Source organism: Erysipelothrix amsterdamensis, assembly GCF_940143175.1.
Classification (GTDB): Bacteria; Bacillota_I; Bacilli_A; order Erysipelotrichales; family Erysipelotrichaceae; genus Erysipelothrix; species Erysipelothrix amsterdamensis.
In genome coordinates, this window is the sequence record NZ_OW659496.1 from 838,711 (window position 1) to 856,615 (window position 17,905).

Sequence of the window (17,905 nt, forward strand, 5' to 3'; positions counted from 1 at the left end):
CCTTAACCTATTTAATTGGTGAAAGTGATAAAATAGAGAAAAAGTAGAAGGAGTATGGTATGAGCCAATTAAAAGATTCATCACTAGAATTACATCGAAAACTTCAAGGGAAAATTGAAGTCAATATTAAAAAACCTGTAATATCACAAGAGGACCTTAGACTTTTGTATTCTCCAGGCGTTGCAGAGCCTTGTCTTCAAATAAAAGAAGATCTCAATAAAGTCTATGACTATACATGGAAGGGCAATACGGTCGCTGTGATTAGTAACGGTTCTGCAGTCCTCGGTTTAGGAAATATTGGCGCAGAAGCAGGACTTCCCGTAATGGAAGGAAAAGCAATGCTTTTTAAGGCGTTTTCGGGTTTAAATGCGATTCCATTAGTTATTAATGCGCAAACTCCTGAAGCAATCATTTCATTTTGTGAGATGGTAGCACCATCTTTTGGAGCAATAAATCTTGAAGATATTAAGGCACCCGAATGTGTTCTCATTGAAGAAAGCCTTCAAAAAACACTCTCGATACCCGTATTCCATGATGATCAACACGGTACGGCGATTGTTGTTCTTGCGGGACTTATTAATGCATGTCGTTTGGTGGGGAAAGATTTAAAAGATACAAAGATTGTGATTTCAGGAACGGGTGCAGCAGGGAGTGCTATTATCAAAATGCTTTATGCATACGGCGCAAGACATCTCTATGCAGTCAACAGTCAAGGCATTATTTCACCAACACATCAAGATACTGATGATGAAGTTGTTTCAGCTTTATATCAGTATTTGAATGAAGATAACGAAGCAAAAACGCTGCAAGACCTTTTGGTTGATGCGGATATCTTTATTGGTGTGTCGATTGCGAACCTATTAACATCACAAGATATTGCATCAATGACTAAGGATGCGATTGTGTTTGCACTTGCCAACCCAAATCCAGAAATTCCTTATGATGAAGCAATAAAAGGTGGTGCTCGTATTGTAGGGACAGGACGATCGGATTATCCAAATCAAATCAATAACGTTCTTGCATTCCCAGGAATATTTAAAGGGGCAATGTCGGTTCGAGCTACAGAAATTAATGCCCCCATGAAACTTGCGGCTGCAGAAGCCATTGCATCACTCATTTGTACAGAGGAACTCAAGGAAACGTATATTATACCAAGTGTCCTTGATCCTCGTGTTGTGGAAGAAGTATCTCAAGCAGTAGCGCAAAAAGCGCTTGAAACAGGTGTTGTAAAGGAGGACTAATGTCAACATTTGAAGATAAGTTTGGAAAAATTGATATTCCTGAAGGCGCGTTGTGGGGTGTTAATACACAACGAAGCTTACAAAATTTTCCGATTGGTCAAGAAACGATGCCTGAATCATTGATTGAAGCTTTAATTGTATTAAAGAAAGTATCAGCCAAAGTACACCGCCTTCATCATAAAATGGATGAGGATATCGCTAAAGTGATTGTGGAAGCGTGTGATTATCTTCTAGATGGTGACTTGAAGGAAGCATTTCCGCTTTCAATATGGCAAACCGGAAGTGGTACCCAAACAAATATGAATGTGAATGAAGTGATTGCTCATCTTGCGAATACACGATTTCACGGACATCACGTTCATCCCAATGATCATGTGAACCAGGGACAAAGTTCCAACGATATCTTTCCAAGTGCAATGCATATCAGTACGGTATTGTTGGTAAAAAACAGTCTCATGCCAAGTTTGGAGGGTATGATTGAAACCTTTGATGCACTGATTGATCAATATGGTCTTGTGATGAAAACCGGTCGAACACATCTTCAAGATGCAACACCGATTACTTTTGGCCAAGAGCTTGGTGCTTGGCGACATATGTACCAAGAGGGTCTTGACCAATTGAATCAGTGTCTTGAATCCTTACAGCCACTTGCAATGGGAGCAACAGCGGTAGGTACGGGTTTAAATTCTTATGAAGGTTTTGATCAAGCAATTTGTGATGAACTTAACCAAATGTATCACGAATCATTTAGACCTTCTGTCAATAAATTCCATGCGATCAGTTCTAAAGATAGTTTTGTTTTCCTTCAGGGTGCTCTTGCAGCCATTGCCTCAAATAGTCTGAAAATGGCGAATGATATTCGTTTTCTTGCTAGTGGACCACGTTGTGGTTTGGGAGAAATCTCTTTGCCGGAAAATGAAGCCGGTAGTTCCATCATGCCTGGGAAGGTAAATCCAACTCAGTGTGAAGCTTTAATGATGGTGTGTGCCCAAGTTATGGGAAATCAAACCGCGGTCACAGTCGGTGCGGCTTTGGGTAATTTTCAGTTGAATACGTTCATGCCGTTAATTATTCATAACACTACCCAATCAATTTGTTTACTTTCAGATGCACTTAATTCCTTTAACCTTCGTTGTTTACAAGGGATCGAGGTTGATAAAGAAAAAATGTCAGATAACCTACACAAATCACTGATGACAGCAACATTTTTAAACCGTAAGTTCGGTTACGATCACACTGCGAAAATTGTGAATCAAGCCCATCAAGAGGGAAAAAGTATAAAAACGGTTGTGGTAGAGTCTGGTGCTATGGGTGACGATGAATTTGATGCATTCTTTGATTATCAAAAAATGATACAACCGGATTAAATCACTTAAAACTTAAATACAAAATGGAGATCGGTATGAAAAACCAAAATGTTCGGATTGAATATGATTCATTAGGAAGTGTTAAGGTTCCAAAAGATGCTTTATATGGTGCACAAACAGTACGTGCACTCCAAAATTTTCAGATTACAGGTAGACGTGTTAATGACATGATGTATCTAGCGTTAGCGCAAGTAAAAAAAGCATGTGCGCTTGCGAATAAATCGGTGGGGGAATTGGATGGCCCTCGCTGTGATGCGATTGTTTTTGCGTGTGATGAGATTATCAGTGGTAAGTACAAAGAAGCCTTTATTACTGATGCAATCCAAGGTGGTGCAGGAACGTCTATGAATATGAATGTGAACGAAATTATCGCAAATCGGGCAGCTCAAATATTAAATAGACCCATTGGTGTCTATGACTACATTCACCCAAACGATCACGTAAATCGGGCGCAATCCACAAACGATATCATTCCAACGGCAGGAAAACTAACCGTTTTAAATTTAGGACTGTTACTCGTCGAAGAAATGATCTTTCTTGCTGATACATTTCATGCGAAAGCCCTTGAATTTAGTAACATCATCAAAGTTGGACGCACCCATCTACAAGATGCTGTCCTCATATCAATGGGTCAAGTTTTCCATAGTTATGAGTCGGTAGTACGTCGTGATATTCAACGTTTAAAACAGTCACTCAGTGAAATGCAAGTTATTAATTTAGGTGCTACTGCGGTGGGTACAGGTATCAATTCAGTAGAAGGATATCGTGAACATGCTGTAACGCATTTAAGTCGTATAACGGGTAAATCCTTTGTGAGTGCAGAAGATTTAGTGGATGCAACCAAACATGTGGATGGATTTGCGAATGTCCATGGTTCATTAAAAACATTTGCAGTGGGATTGTCACGAATTTGTAATGATATCCGTATGATGGCATCAGGACCTAAGGTAGGGTTTAATGAGATATTTTTACCAGAAAAACAACCGGGAAGTTCGATAATGCCGGGTAAAGTTAATCCAGTAATTCCCGAAGTTGTGAATCAAGTATGTTTTCAAGTGATTGGTAATGATGCAACCGTTACTCTTGCGGCTGAAGCAGGACAAATGGAATTGAATGTTTTTGAACCAGTTCTATTCGATAACCTGTTTGAATCGCTTGAGATATTACGGCATGCATGCGCAACCTTACGCATCCACGCAATTCAAGACATTAAGGTCAATGAACATCGCATTCAAGATTATGTGGAACACTCTCTTGCGATGGCGACAGCACTCGTTAAGTATCTTGGCTATGAGAAAGTATCTGAAATTACGAAACAAACTCTAAAAGAAAACAAATCACTAAAGACATTAGTGCTTGAACAAGGTTTGATGAGTGAAGCTGAAGTGGATGAAGCTTTAAAACCAGAATCGATGATTCATCCGCGATAAGCGTTAAAAAGGATTTTTTAGATGAAAAAACACAGTGTCTTAAACCTGTGTTTTTTCACAAAATAAAGGGGGGATTCTATGCGGAAATTGGGTTCGATTTTCACAATTTTGACGGCATTGCTTTTGTTTAGTATTACTTTTACACAGTTTGATCGGGGTTATAAAGCAAGTCAAAGCACGCTCTATAAACAAGAACAACTTAACCAAACAATCCAAACGGTAACGATGAGTTTGAGTATGGAACGGTTTCAAGGAGATCAAGCATCGTTTCTTAAGGCGCTTATAACGTTCTTACAAAATCACGATTACGACGCCTTGGTTAACATTCAAGATCGTTATACCAATAATTTCTATGTTTATACTGATCAAAGTGTGGCATGGAATCATTTAAAATTAAGTAGAGGACTTGATGATGTTAATTTTAAATCACAAGAAGAATATCGATTTATTTCAAACAGTACGCTTCAAAGCGAGGCGTATGCATACGTACTACCGTTTAATCGAAATGATAAACCACCTAAAAGTGATTCATACAATCCAGAGATAAACTATTATCCGCTTCACTTTTTGAATAAGACAGAAAATAAGACCGAAAACTTAATTGTCGGACTGGAAGTATTTGTGCAACCGGAAATGGTAACTCAATTTAAAACTGATTACTACAATGAATTTTTGCTTCCATATTTTCCCTGTTCAGATGTCAGTGCGAATGCTTATTGCGGCATGATTATTACAACTGATAATACAGGAATACAAATTCTTGATCAACTCATGCAGCTGAATGCTTTTACAAATCCACTTGAGTTTCCTAACTCATTATTAATCCTAACGATTGGTACCTTATTCACCATTCTAATGATGATTAACATGGAACAAAATCGTGAAATTACCATTCGTTACCTTCATGGGAATCGGTCGCTTCTTATTTTTAAGCGAATCTTTATGAAACCCGTGATGGCTTATATTGGTTTGTTTATGGGAACACTGATTGGACTAAGTATTTATAACGTTGGATTTATGAATACTGTTTCTTTACGGTATTTCCGGAATTTAGCTATTCTCACCGCAATTTATATCGGGTTTGTCATCATTACAACCATTTTGTTTTTCATATTTCAAACCGTTACCGTAAAAAGTATATTTTTAAAGAAACGCACAAAATCTAAAATTATGCAGATTGTCATTCCGAGTTTTAAAATCGTTGCGGTCGTCATCTTACTCATTCCGTTGGTTGGAATCTATGATACATATCAAAACATTCGTCGTTATCAAAGCGTTGTTTCTAGAAAACCTGAATTGCAATCAGGAATGATGATCAATTCAATTAATTATGGTTACGATACGACTTCGGTTGAAACAGATTTGTTTAATGTGCAAGTTTTTGAATTGGTGGAACGCTATGGCTTATCATATATCAACAATGAAGCAATGGTAGATCGTCATGATGACCTTGGATATATCATTACAAATCGAAATGCGTTAACGCATGAATCCATCATGACCCGTGATGGTCATGAACTTTATGTAAGCAGACTGGAAGCGAACACATTGCTTGTACCTGAAGGCAGTGATGATATGGCCGTTCCACACTTTAAAGTGGATACCATTCCGGTTCGAAAAACGCCTACTGTCGCAGCCATAAGTTACAATAACACTCAAAAAAGTATCCGTGATAATGCGCCCATTCTAATTGTGGTTACACCCGACTCAATGTTTGTGGAATGGATTGGGGATGGTTCTGTATTTACTTCTAAATCCAATCAAGCATCGTTTGACGCGATGATTGAAGCAATTTCAATGTGGAGTGATATGCCAGAAGTTACAAAATTGGAAGATGCGTATGAAACTACGATGACCCTGTATCAACATCAACAGTTTAAATTTTATGCAATGTTTGGTGCAACCGTGTCATTGATGATCTTATTTTCAACGTTAATATTTGAAATGTTTATTGATTTAAAAGGTATGGAAGTATCCGTACAGTATTTACAGGGGAAATATCGTTTAAAGCGCTATGGTAAGCTTGTGCTATGGAACATGATGTCATTAGTGCTTGGGTATGGTTTCACGCTTATTCATCGTAGTATTACGGCTACAGAAGTGAATCCTGCAATTTCATTGTATAGCCTCAGCGTATTATCACTTGTAGTGCTTATTACGGATTTAATGTGGATGATATATCAGATTCGAAAATTTGAAAAAGAAGTTATGTTGTATTTATTGAAAGGAGATTTAGGATGATTCAAATCGATAAAATTACGAAAACTTTTGGAAACCGTGTGATTCTCAAAGATTATTCTCTTGAGATTCATCAAAACAGTTTTACCGTTATTGCGGGACCCTCAGGTTCTGGAAAAAGCACACTTTTAAATATTATGGGACTTTTGGATGTACCCGATTCGGGTAATGTAACCCTTCTAGATCAACGAAATCTTAAACCATTCTCACGAAGTGCTTCCACGATGTTACGGAAACACATCGGTTACTTATTTCAAAATTTCGCACTGGTTCCTGAGAAAACCGTTGAATACAATTTGAAAATAGCAATGGAAGGGTATAAATATTCTAAAGACGCTATGATTGATGCATTAAAACAAGTAGGACTTCCCAATATTCTTGATCAATATGTTTACCAATGTTCTGGTGGTGAACAACAACGAATTGCGATAGCACGCTTATTGCTTAAACCTTGCGATTTGATTCTTGCAGATGAACCCACGGGAAGTTTGGATGAGGCAAATAAATATCTAATATTTGACCTGTTAAAAACATTACAAAAACTCGGGAAAACCTTAGTGATTGTTACACATGATCCTGATTTGATTGCGCAAGCAGACAATGTCATTTACTTAGAAACTTAAAGTAGACGACGCCAACTGTCGCTTATTCACGCTATACTTACAGTAAGGAGGTGGTTTGTATGAATATGGTCTTTGATTATGATAAAGAACCTTCACGGGATATATTATGCATTGATTGTAAGAGTTTTTATGCATCATGCGAAGCCGTTGCTCGGGGTTTAAATCCATTAAAAACAAAGTTAGTTGTGATGAGTTACCCCAGTGATAGTGTACGTGAACGGGGAAGTGGTTTGATTCTTGCCTCAAGTCCTATGGCTAAGAAAGCATATGGAATCAGCAATGTAAGTCGCGCACGTGATTTACCGTTTCCATATCCCGAAGATCTTGTGATTGCTCCACCTAGGATGAATCTGTATATGACCGTTCATCGTCAAATCAATGAAATTTTTAGATGTTATGTTGATGATCAAAATGTTGCTACTTATTCTGTAGATGAAACATTTCTAGATGTGACAGATTCGTTATCCTATTTTAACTGCAAAACTGCTTATGAACTTGCAAAAATCATTCAAATCCATGTTTACAAGGATACTGGAATTTATACGACAGTGGGTATTGGTGACAATCCTTTACTTGCGAAGCTGGCTTTAGACAACGAAGCCAAGCATACTCGTGATATGAAAGCAGAATGGCGTTATGAAGATGTTGTATCGAAACTTTGGAAGATTGAAACGATTACAGATTTTTGGGGAATCGGAAGTCGTACGGCACTTCGACTTAAACGTATGGGAATCGATACAATCGAACAGCTCGCTCACGCAAACTATCATCACCTCAAAAAAGAAATGGGTGTGATTGGCATGCAACTGTATGCACACGCTTGGGGCATTGATCGTACCTTTCTTGGAGAACACTACATCCCAAAATCAAAATCGATTGGAAACTCACAAGTTTTAAACCGTGATTATACGAATAAACAAGAGATTATTGTTGTGATTCGCGAAATGGCTGACCAAGTGGCGACACGACTTCGTAAGGAAAATAAATACACAAAATGCATTGGCTTATGGATTGGTTATTCGCTAAGCTATATTGATGAAACAGGTAAAACCGGATTCAGTAAACAAGTGAAAATCGAAGCAACCAACAACAGTGCCCGAATTGCGGAAGCGCTACTCCAAATTTTTGATCAGTATTACGACGTGCAAGTTGTACGAAATCTCGGTATTAATTGCACCCAACTGGAAAATCCTACCCAAGATCAATTAAGTCTTTTTGAACCTCTAGAAATCAAAGATCGCGATCGAAAACTCGATCAGGTGGTTGATGATGTTCGCAGCAAATTTGGATTTACGAAACTTGTATACGCAAGCAGTTTGACACAAGGAGGGCGTGCCATTGCGAGAAGCTCCTTAGTAGGTGGGCATGCTGGAGGCATGGAGGGTATTGAAAGTCGAGGTAGTGAAGATGACACGGAAGCGGACAAGAAAAACATTTATAAATTATAATGACTACCATGATCGTCCCTTCGGTTTAAAATGGGGAACTGCCTTTGCTTTATCAGAACTTACTAAAACAATCAATGAAGGCCAGGTTCAGGCAATGAAAAAAAATATTGAATTGCCACAAATGACCCAAGAGGAAATGGATTTGGTGCTTCAACATGCTTTTACGAAATCCTGTCGCATTAGTATCCAAGTAAACCTACGTGATGAAAACAATAATCTCATCGATACCATTACCGGTTCATTTACCGGCTACTCAGATCACATGTATCTTTATGTAGAAAATAACGTGATTAGTTGGGATGTTATCCGAAATATTTCTTTAGAAACCTAAGTGAATATAGATATATGATGATTAAAAGTACATCTTAACGGCACTATATCCGTTTGAATCGTATTGTGACAGTTATATCAACTATTTCTTACACATATTATACACTATGTGATTTTATGAGAGGATACTAGGCTATAGAGACGAGACTCTTTAAGACTAAAACGTTGATGTTTCTATAGTGGGAGGCTGTGATGAAGCGATTTTTAGTAGTATCGTATTAAGTATTATGATGGTGATTACATTCAGTAATCCATTCATTTATGCGGACGATCTGACACACACTTGGGAACTTGATCAAGTACTTCAAAACTATAATATTTTTTAGTTTTGGTATCACATCATAGCAACCATGTCGGATGTTTATAGTCATGTAGGACACTTCGCAGGTTCTGTAATTACCAATAATTTTTGTATTAAATCAGAGGTGCATTTTTATCCCTCTAAAAGACCAATAATACTTGTTACACCAATCGACGCGGATGTCCCAGCCGTTCCAGAAGATCTAGTGGATTCAAGTATTCCATAAAAACCAGAAGATCCTGTATATGCGATTGTTTCTAAAAAAACTGTAGTACCAAAAGTAAGCCAAGAATACAAATATAAAAAGTCGAAGGACATCTTACACAATACCGGTAAATCATGAAACCTCGGTGGATACGTTCTTATAGGTGCTGGAATTTATTTTCATAGAAAAAATCAAAAAAAATTTGTGATCAATTGTTTTTATAGATAAATTAAGAAAAAAACACACAATATCGTGTGTCTTTTTTCATGAACGAACTAATTAGGATTTTCTTTTTAATACAAGTGCACCACCGAATAACATGAGGCTACCCAAAATTTTATTGGTTAAATCATGCTGGATTCCTGTAATAGGAAGTGTTGTTTCGTTTGGTTTCATAGTTTGTGTCGCTGAAGTTATCTGTGTGGTAGGTGTTTTAGACATCGTTGTGGGTTTATTTTTTTCTGTTTTGGTGTCTAAGATTGTTGTGTCATCTTCTTTAGGGTTTGGTACATTTGGCTCATCGTTTTTGAATATGAGCGCTTTAAGTGCATTTTCTAGAGTTTCAGTCCACTCATCCACGTCACTTTGATGTGTGATTTTACGATTATTTTCGATAAGTGCTAATGCATCAGTAATAACTTCATAGTTTTCGTAGTCATCAGCATTTAATTTCGTAACACGTTCTTTGAGGACCTCTAGTTTTGAATAATCTGCCATCTTTAGTTCAAGATTGTTAATCGCATCTTCGAGTTGTGAATTAATTGCATCAACTTTATTCTGCTCAGGGATTCGGTATGAACGTACAATTGATGCAACAAAGTTTTGAAGCTTCATTACCGACTCATCAGAATAAAGATCAAGGTTTTTAGGGATTGTTGTTAGAGTGTGATCGAGTACTGAATAATCTGCAGGTTTCACTAATTTATCTGCATGACGCGTAGCAAACGCATCCATGAGTTCGATAATATGATTCATACCGTGATCTTGTGATGGATCATCCGCCCAAATCGCTTGCATGCTTCCAATCGATGGAATTTTACTGCCCCCAGCTAAGTCGTTAAAATCGTTGGATTGTGTTCGCTTCAGAGCATCTTTAAGGTTGTAACCATCTTTATCGATTCGACCTAATACCCAGTACCATCCATCATTTGTATTAAGAATTGGATGTCCTTTTGATGCAAAGTAGTCTGGTTTCGCGACATTAAATCCCCACCAACCTGAAGTCCAGTATGAAATAATAATATCTTTATCAAAAGTTCCGAATTGATCTTTACTATTGTAGTAGATACCATCGTTAAAACTCATGGGTTTCATACCTGCATCTTTAATGATTTGAGCTAAAGTATTTGAGTATGCAATAAAATCTCCATAAAGTCCATTTTTTTGCAGTTCACCCCAACCAGGTGATGTGAATACATCATTTGCATATTCATCAGCACCAAAGTTGAAAATTGAGGATGCATCCGCATTTCCAAAGTAGTCAACATATTTCTTAGTTAATGCTTGAACAAAAGCGATTGCTTCTTTATTTTCAATATTAACTGTACGTTCTGAAGTTTTGTTGTTGTTTTGGTAACGGACATTGCTTAGTCCAAGTTCTTCCATAGCTACAAGGATTGCGTCCATGTGGCCGGGGCTGTTAATGACTGGAATAATGTCAATTCCGATTGCTTTCGCGTGATTTAGAATGCGTGTCATTTCTGCTTCAGTTAAAACATCACCATTTGGATCATCATAATAACTCTTATTACCAACTGTGATGGCTTTCTTAAGTGCATCGCTTTCAAATGTTTTCCCCTGTACATTCATGGACATATCATCCAAAACAAAGCGTAAGCCATCATTTCCAAGAAGTATTTGTACCCCAGTATAGCCATTTTGGTGTGCTTGATCAATAATGGTCATTAATTGTTCTTCAGAGAAGTATTTTCGACCTGCGTCAATCGAAAGAATGCTTAAAGGGACTTCGGCGGGTTCTTCCGCATAAATCTTATTACCAAAACCTGTGAATGCTAATCCAAAACTTAAAGCTAAGATTACGAATTGTTTCTTCAAGTGTTTCATTGTTTCCTCCTTATGGTTGATGTTCACGGTAACGTTTTCCTCCTTCCATAAAAAAGACAGGACAATTACAAAAACGACGTTTTGTAATCACCCTGCCTAATTAAATAGTAACATGTGAACATTCATTTACATTATCAAAATACATGAGAAAAAGTACCTTGTCAAGCATTTCTCATTAAAAATGATACCGGTATCATTAATAACACAATGCATTTCGTTAAAAGTATAGATTAACGTTAGAATGTACTCACAAATCTTAAGAAATCTTAATAGAGCCCTTAAAGCAGCTCAAAACGAAAAAATATCTTTACATGACCGAGATTTTATTTTATTTTTAATTCAGAAACATATCAAAAAACAACATTATGTTTCAAAATAGAACAAAGGGGATGGAAGGCATGACACATAAATCAAAATACATATCACGATTTTTAAAGTGTATGATATGTTCTTGTATTAGTTTTACGGTTTTAATGAGTAAGACAACACTTATTAATGCTCAAGAACTAAAACAAGCAGAACAAGATTTGAAATACTACTCTGAATTGACACCAGAACGAGCATTAGTAATGTTTAAAGCTTACTTATACTCATTTGAAGGGATGACGGAAGAACGTGTTAATCGCTATATTAATCAGATTAAAAAACTTCCGGTAGAACAGCAAGCGGCCAAGATTGTGGAACTGAAAAAACCATTTGAAGAACGTAGAGTTCGAGAAAATCGTTTAAAAGCGATTGAGACGCTTACAGAGGAAATCCGTGGTAAGTTCTTTTTTATTCCAAGTAGCGTTAAAGAAAACTACATCAGTTTAATTCAAAGTGCACCACTTGAAGAACTAGAGAAATATCGCGAGGAATTACAAGCACTTGATAAGAAGAATTCTTTAATGGCGGATGTGTTTTTAAAACTTCGTGAAGAACTTTTCAAAATGAAATTTTTATCTCAAAGTGAGAAAAATCACTATGATAATGAGATGGAATCTGCATACAACGATAAAAATGAATACATGCTGCAAAGTGTTTTCAAACGAGCACAAGAAGCGAATGAAAAGGCACGTTTAAAAGCTCCTGAAACACTCCTTGGTAATGCGAAAGCGAAAGCGAAAACCAAAATCGATCGTTTATATGCCATGATTGATGCAATGGATCACGATCTTAAACCGTTACCCGATACTGCATTCTATCAAGGGTATAAACCTTTTTGGAAACAATATCAATCAATGCGTATACCAAAAGAAGCAATGTTGAAAGAATTGGAAAAGCAAAAACGTGTTGAAGATGTTGAATCATATATTTCACAAAAAGTAATGCAACACATGGACTATGTTTCGTTAGAGTATTCAGCACGAAAAGCGTTAAGCTTAGCAAAGCTTTATCCTAATGTTGCACCCGTTCAAAAACACCTTGCAGAAGATATATTCAAAACATGGCCTCAAGGTGATATTTCGGGTGTGTCTTTTGTATCCGATAGACGACTTCAACGAATTGAACTCGCAATCCAGGAATATAAGAACCAAACTAAAAAACCGGATGAACCTGCAAAACCAGTTGTACATATAAAACCAGATGTGCCTGCAAAACCAGGTGCACCTGTTAAACCAGGAGCACCTGTCAAATCAGTATTACCAGAAAAACCAAAAGTTTTGATTAAAAACACATGGAAAAAAATCGATCAGAAGAATTACTACTTCAATCAAGACGGATTTCCACTAACTGGATTTTTCAATGTAAATCAAAAACTTTATTATGCAACTGTAGAAGATGGAACGAAATTAGGTTGGCATAAGGTCAATAAAAAGTGGTACTTTACCGAACAAGACGGTTTAGTCGTTATGGGTTGGAAAAAGATTAAGAATCAGTGGTATTACTTAGATAACAGTGGTGTTATGGCAACAGGTTGGAAAAAAGTATCGAATAAGTGGTATTACCTTGGGGAATCGGGTGCTATGGCATCGGGATGGAAAAAGATAAACAATAATTGGTACTACCTTGAAAACTCAGGTGTTATGGCAACAGGCTGGAAAAAAGTGAATCATAAGTGGTACTATCTTGAAAATTCAGGAGCGATGGCTACAGGCTGGAAAAAAATTAATAATACGTGGTATTTTCTTGAACCGTCAGGAATGATGGCCACGGGATGGAAGAAAGTTAACCAGCAATGGTATTACTTTAATGATTCAGGCGCTATGATAACAGGACGGCACAAAATACAGGGGAAATGGTACCGATTTAATCAGAGTGGGGTCTGGTTATAATCAACAAAGAAAAACACTTCGTTTTGGAGTGTTTTTCTTTGTTGATTGACAAATTTATCATGAAAATGTAATACAGATAAATTAGAGAAGCTGAGTATGATTTTAACACAATGATATACCTATACACTTTATATGTATTGAAAAAAAAGACGAAAAATGGGACAATAAGTCACAAAGGCTCTATTAAAAAGAGTAAGATATTAAGCGAGGAAGAATCATGACACAAAATTTTTGGAAGGCACTACCAAAGCCCTTTTTTATACTAGCACCGATGGAAGATGTAACGGATGTTGTATTTCGCCATGTTGTTGCGAAAGCAGCTCAACCCGATGTATATTTCACAGAATTTACAAATAGCGAGAGTTATTTCCATGCGAAAGGACGAGAGAGTCTTCGTGGAAGATTGCTCTTCACAGAGGATGAGCAACCGATTGTTGCTCATATTTGGGGTGATAATCCTGACTATTTTCGTGATATGAGTATTGGCTTGGCTGAGATGGGGTTTCAAGGTATTGATATCAATATGGGGTGTCCTGCACCGAACGTTTTTAAACATGGTCGTGGCTCGGGTCTAATTTTACGTCCCGAAGTTGCCGCTGAAATTATAGAATCGGCTAAAGCAGGTGGTCTTCCTGTGAGTGTTAAAACGCGTTTAGGACATCGTGATGTTCAAGAATATAAATCATGGATTGCTCATGTGCTACGTCAAGATATTTCAAATCTATCGATACATCTTAGAACGAAGACGGAAATGAGTAAGGTTGATGCACATTGGGAGTTAATACCTGAAATCTTAAAACTTCGTGATGAAATTGCTCCGGATACCTTAATCACAATTAATGGTGATATTATGGATTATAAAATGGGGAAAGAACTTGCAGATCTTTATGGTGTTGATGGTGTCATGATCGGTCGTGGTATTTTTCATAATCCATTCGCATTTGAAAAAGAACCGCAAGAGCATAGTGCAAAGGAACTCCTTGACCTTTTCCGCTATCATTTAGATCAATATGATTTCTATTCTGCACAAGAACCCGGCTTATCAAAACCACTACATCGCTTCTTCAAGATTTATATTCGAGAATTTAAAGGAGCTAATGATTTGCGTACAGCACTTATGGATACAAAAACTACTGATGATGCGCGTACAATTTTGGATGCATTTGAGAAGGAACACCTTGATCTCTTACTTACAATATAATAAGGAGGCATCATGAATACATTTCAAGTGCTACAAGATTATTTTGGATTTGACGCATTTCGTAGTGGTCAAGAAGAAATCGTGAATACAATTTTAAACGGTCAGGATGTATTAGCGTTAATGCCAACTGGTGGTGGTAAGTCTTTATGTTATCAAGTTCCGGCAGTAATGTTGGAGGGGATTACTATTGTTGTATCACCCTTAATTTCACTTATGAAAGATCAAGTGAATGCCTTAAACTTGATGGGGATTCCATCGGCATACATCAATAGCTCATTAAATGAAAATCAGAAAAGACTTGTTTATGAGCGTGCTCTTCAAAACCACTATAAATTAATTTACGTCGCTCCTGAACAATTGTTGACGCAACGATTTCAAACGTTGATTCAAGGGATCACAATTTCTCAAGTTTCGGTTGATGAAGCGCATTGTGTTTCACAGTGGGGTAATGATTTTAGACCCCAATACTTAGACATACCCAAATTTATAGAGATGGTTCATCCACGTCCTGTTGTAACGGCCTTTACCGCTACCGCAACCGAACGAGTACGCGAAGAAATTAAAACAAATCTTAAACTTATTAATCCACTCGAAACGATTCAATCGTTTGATCGACCCAACTTGTTTTTCCAAACAAACGAATTGAAAGATATCGATAAAAAAGACTATATTTTAGATTATTGTCTCAATACAAAGGATTCAGGGATTATATATTGTCAAACTCGTAATGAAGTTGAGACCATTACAAACCTACTTCGAAGCCATCACATCGCTTCGGCAGGATATCATGGTGGTATGAATGCATCGGAACGTATTGCAAATCAAGACGCATTTATCTAAGAGAATATCCAAGTTATGGTCGCAACGAATGCCTTTGGGATGGGCATAGATAAGTCCAATGTTCGATTTGTTATCCATCATAATATGCCTAAAGAATTGGAAGGGTATTATCAAGAAGCAGGTCGAGCTGGTCGCGATGGCCAAGCGGCAACGTGTATCTTGCTTTTTAATGGTAAAGATATTCGTACGAATCAATTTTTTATTGAACAACTTGATGAAAGTCATGATGATCAAAATTACCTTGCAGTTGTAAAAAAACGTGCCAATGATCGCTTATCTCAAATGGTCGATTACAGTAAGACAACTCAATGCCTTCGGTATAAATTAATGACTTATTTTGATGAGAAAGCACCAACTCAATGTAATCAGTGCTTTAATTGTTTAAACCATTACAAAAGTGTCAATGTAACCATGGAAGCACAGAAAATCATGTCGTGTATCTTAAGGATGCATGAACGTTATGGAACAGGTCTGGTAATCGATGTCTTAAGAGGCGCAAAAACACAACGCATCTTAGATTTAGATTTTCATGAGCTCAGTACATATGGAATCATGAATTCATACGATAAGTCACGCATTGAGATTATTATTCAGGGTTTAATTGATGTTGATTATATTGAGCGTCTTACCGATCAATACAATATTTTAAAAATTACTGAAAAAGGGAAGTCATTTCTTATCAATCGAAGTGATTTAAGCATTCGTCTACCTAAAGAGAAGCAGAAGCCAGAAACACGAACAACTGTTCACGAAGTAGATACAGATCTTCTTCAAGCACTTAAGTCAATTCGCAAAGAGTTGGCGGATAAACGAGGTGTACCACCCTTTATTATTTTTTCAGATGTCTCTTTAATTGATATGTGTAGCTTAATGCCTCGAAATCCAGAACAATTCTTAGCTGTAAAAGGAGTTGGGAAGAAAAAACTTGAACTTTATGGTGCCCAATTCTTAGAATGCATTCATGAATATATTTAAAACTCGTATTCCAATTACGAGTTTTTTTTTATAACCACTGCAATTTTAAAGTTAACGATTTAACGATAAAAGTTGTACAATAAACGAAATAATTCACAAGCTGTGCATGATGTGAAGCTCTAAAATCTTAAGAATCTAACCATATCATCAAAAATATAATCATTTGATTAACTAAAGAGTGGGTTTTACGTCAATCTGCTTGAAAATGACGAATTTTGATTAAAATATATAATATTAAGAATGTGTGGAGAGCCAATTGACAGTCATTTTAGTGCATGATAATATCACTTTACACTAGTTGTTAGTTGATTCACAACTTAGAAGGGGAAATTATGGAGAAAATGAATTCCAAAGATTTTATGAATAAGATTTTACAAGGAGCAGCGATGGGAATCGTTGTTGGTTTGATTCCAAATGCAATATTTGGAGAAATTTTTAAGGCTTTAGGAAGCCACTTTGCAGTATTTGCAACATTAGCGGGGATTGTATTCGCAATTCAGTTTACAGTACCTGTATTAGTAGGGATGTTCTCATCTCTTGAGTTTAAATTAAATGGCCTTCAAATGGCTTCTGTTATTGGAGCTGCATTTATTGGTAGTGGTGCTGCACGTCTTGTTGAAGGTGCATGGGTATTAAAAGGTACAGGGGATTTAATCAATACAATGCTTACTGTTGCAGTCGCAATCTTAATCATTCGTTGGTATAACAACCGTATTCCGAACCTAGCAATCGTTATTACACCAATCATTGGAGGTGTTATTCCTGGATTTATCGGTTTATTAACATTACCTTATGTTGGTAAGATCACAGGTTTATTAGGATCATTAATTGCGAACTTTACAACGTTACAACCGCTCTTAATGATGATTCTGATTGCTGTATGTTTTGCGTTAATCATCGTTACACCGTTATCAACTGTTGCGATTGCATATGCAATTTCTCTTGCAGGTCTTGGTTCAGGAGCAGCAAACGTTGGGATTGCAGCTACTGTATTTACACTTGCTTACGGTTCATCTAAAGTTAATAACAAAGGTACAACATTTGCATTATTCTTTGCAGGTCCGAAAATGTTGATGCCTAATTACTTAAAAAATCCAATTATGTCTTTACCTATCGCAATTAATGCGGCAGTAACAGGCGTTGTTGCTTACATTTTCCAAATTCAAGGTACAACAGCATCAGCTGGTTTTGGAATTACAGGCCTTGCAGGTCCAATTAATGCTTATAGCTTTATGACTGCAACACCTGTTGTGCGAATTATTATCTTACTTGTTCAATACTTAGTTGTTCCATTAGGGATTGCAATGGTTACACATACAATCTTTACAAAAATGGATCTCTATAAAAATGAAATCTTTACATTTAATTCAGGAAAATAACTAACAGA

The 17,905-nt window shown here is 36.8% G+C and carries 13 protein-coding genes; 12 read left to right on the forward strand and 1 reads right to left on the reverse strand.

Annotated elements, in window-relative coordinates:
* Positions 1 to 59 precede the first annotated feature (59 nt).
* The 7 genes from NMG63_RS03955 (at position 60) to NMG63_RS03985 (ending at position 8,678) form a co-directional block, all read left to right on the forward strand.
* On the forward strand, positions 60 to 1,241 hold the full coding sequence (locus NMG63_RS03955; RefSeq protein WP_013852882.1) for an NAD(P)-dependent malic enzyme: 1,182 nt from the start codon (positions 60 to 62) through the stop codon (positions 1,239 to 1,241).
* Positions 1,241 to 2,608: a class II fumarate hydratase gene (locus tag NMG63_RS03960; RefSeq protein ID WP_238000289.1), complete on the forward strand. Its 1,368-nt coding sequence runs from the start codon at positions 1,241 to 1,243 to the stop codon at positions 2,606 to 2,608. The genes NMG63_RS03955 and NMG63_RS03960 overlap by 1 nt, the downstream gene beginning before the upstream one ends.
* A 35-nt stretch (positions 2,609 to 2,643) precedes the next feature.
* The gene (locus NMG63_RS03965) at positions 2,644 to 4,038 is read left to right on the forward strand and encodes an aspartate ammonia-lyase (protein WP_254006407.1); all 1,395 of its coding nucleotides are present in this window, start codon (positions 2,644 to 2,646) and stop codon (positions 4,036 to 4,038) included.
* A 78-nt stretch (positions 4,039 to 4,116) separates the two neighbouring features.
* Positions 4,117 to 6,279 carry a bacteriocin-associated integral membrane family protein gene (locus tag NMG63_RS03970; RefSeq protein WP_254006408.1) on the forward strand — a complete coding sequence of 721 codons (2,163 nt, stop codon included), beginning with the start codon at positions 4,117 to 4,119 and terminating at the stop codon, positions 6,277 to 6,279.
* Positions 6,276 to 6,899 carry an ATP-binding cassette domain-containing protein gene (locus NMG63_RS03975; protein WP_238000287.1) on the forward strand — a complete coding sequence of 208 codons (624 nt, stop codon included), beginning with the start codon at positions 6,276 to 6,278 and terminating at the stop codon, positions 6,897 to 6,899. The genes NMG63_RS03970 and NMG63_RS03975 overlap by 4 nt, the downstream gene beginning before the upstream one ends.
* Before the next feature lie 59 nt (positions 6,900 to 6,958).
* Positions 6,959 to 8,347: a Y-family DNA polymerase gene (locus tag NMG63_RS03980; RefSeq protein ID WP_013852886.1), complete on the forward strand. Its 1,389-nt coding sequence runs from the start codon at positions 6,959 to 6,961 to the stop codon at positions 8,345 to 8,347.
* Entirely contained in the window at positions 8,307 to 8,678 is a 372-nt protein-coding gene (locus tag NMG63_RS03985; protein ID WP_013852887.1) for a hypothetical protein, read from the forward strand. Before NMG63_RS03980 ends, NMG63_RS03985 begins: the two co-directional genes overlap by 41 nt.
* A gap of 784 nt (positions 8,679 to 9,462) precedes the next feature.
* Here the strand turns inward: NMG63_RS03985 and NMG63_RS03990 are convergent.
* Positions 9,463 to 11,247 (reverse strand): beta-N-acetylhexosaminidase, encoded by a 1,785-nt coding sequence (locus NMG63_RS03990; protein WP_254006409.1) that lies wholly within the window; start codon positions 11,245 to 11,247, stop codon positions 9,463 to 9,465.
* Between the two features lie 398 nt (positions 11,248 to 11,645).
* Between NMG63_RS03990 and NMG63_RS09190 the strand changes: the two genes are divergently transcribed.
* The 5 genes from NMG63_RS09190 (at position 11,646) to NMG63_RS04020 (ending at position 17,897) form a co-directional block, all read left to right on the forward strand.
* Positions 11,646 to 13,502: an N-acetylmuramoyl-L-alanine amidase family protein gene (locus NMG63_RS09190; RefSeq protein WP_301332388.1), complete on the forward strand. Its 1,857-nt coding sequence runs from the start codon at positions 11,646 to 11,648 to the stop codon at positions 13,500 to 13,502.
* A 217-nt stretch (positions 13,503 to 13,719) separates the two neighbouring features.
* A complete protein-coding gene (locus NMG63_RS04005) occupies positions 13,720 to 14,703 on the forward strand; it encodes a tRNA dihydrouridine synthase (RefSeq protein ID WP_013852890.1) in 984 nt (327 codons plus the stop codon).
* Positions 14,704 to 14,715: 12 nt separating this feature from the next.
* Entirely contained in the window at positions 14,716 to 15,543 is an 828-nt protein-coding gene (locus NMG63_RS04010) for a RecQ family ATP-dependent DNA helicase (protein WP_254006410.1), read from the forward strand.
* 15 nt (positions 15,544 to 15,558) lie between these two features.
* Entirely contained in the window at positions 15,559 to 16,518 is a 960-nt protein-coding gene (locus NMG63_RS04015) for an RQC domain-containing protein (protein ID WP_254006411.1), read from the forward strand.
* A 332-nt stretch (positions 16,519 to 16,850) separates the two neighbouring features.
* Positions 16,851 to 17,897 carry a PTS sugar transporter subunit IIC gene (locus tag NMG63_RS04020; protein WP_003773416.1) on the forward strand — a complete coding sequence of 349 codons (1,047 nt, stop codon included), beginning with the start codon at positions 16,851 to 16,853 and terminating at the stop codon, positions 17,895 to 17,897.
* Positions 17,898 to 17,905: the final 8 nt, after the last annotated feature.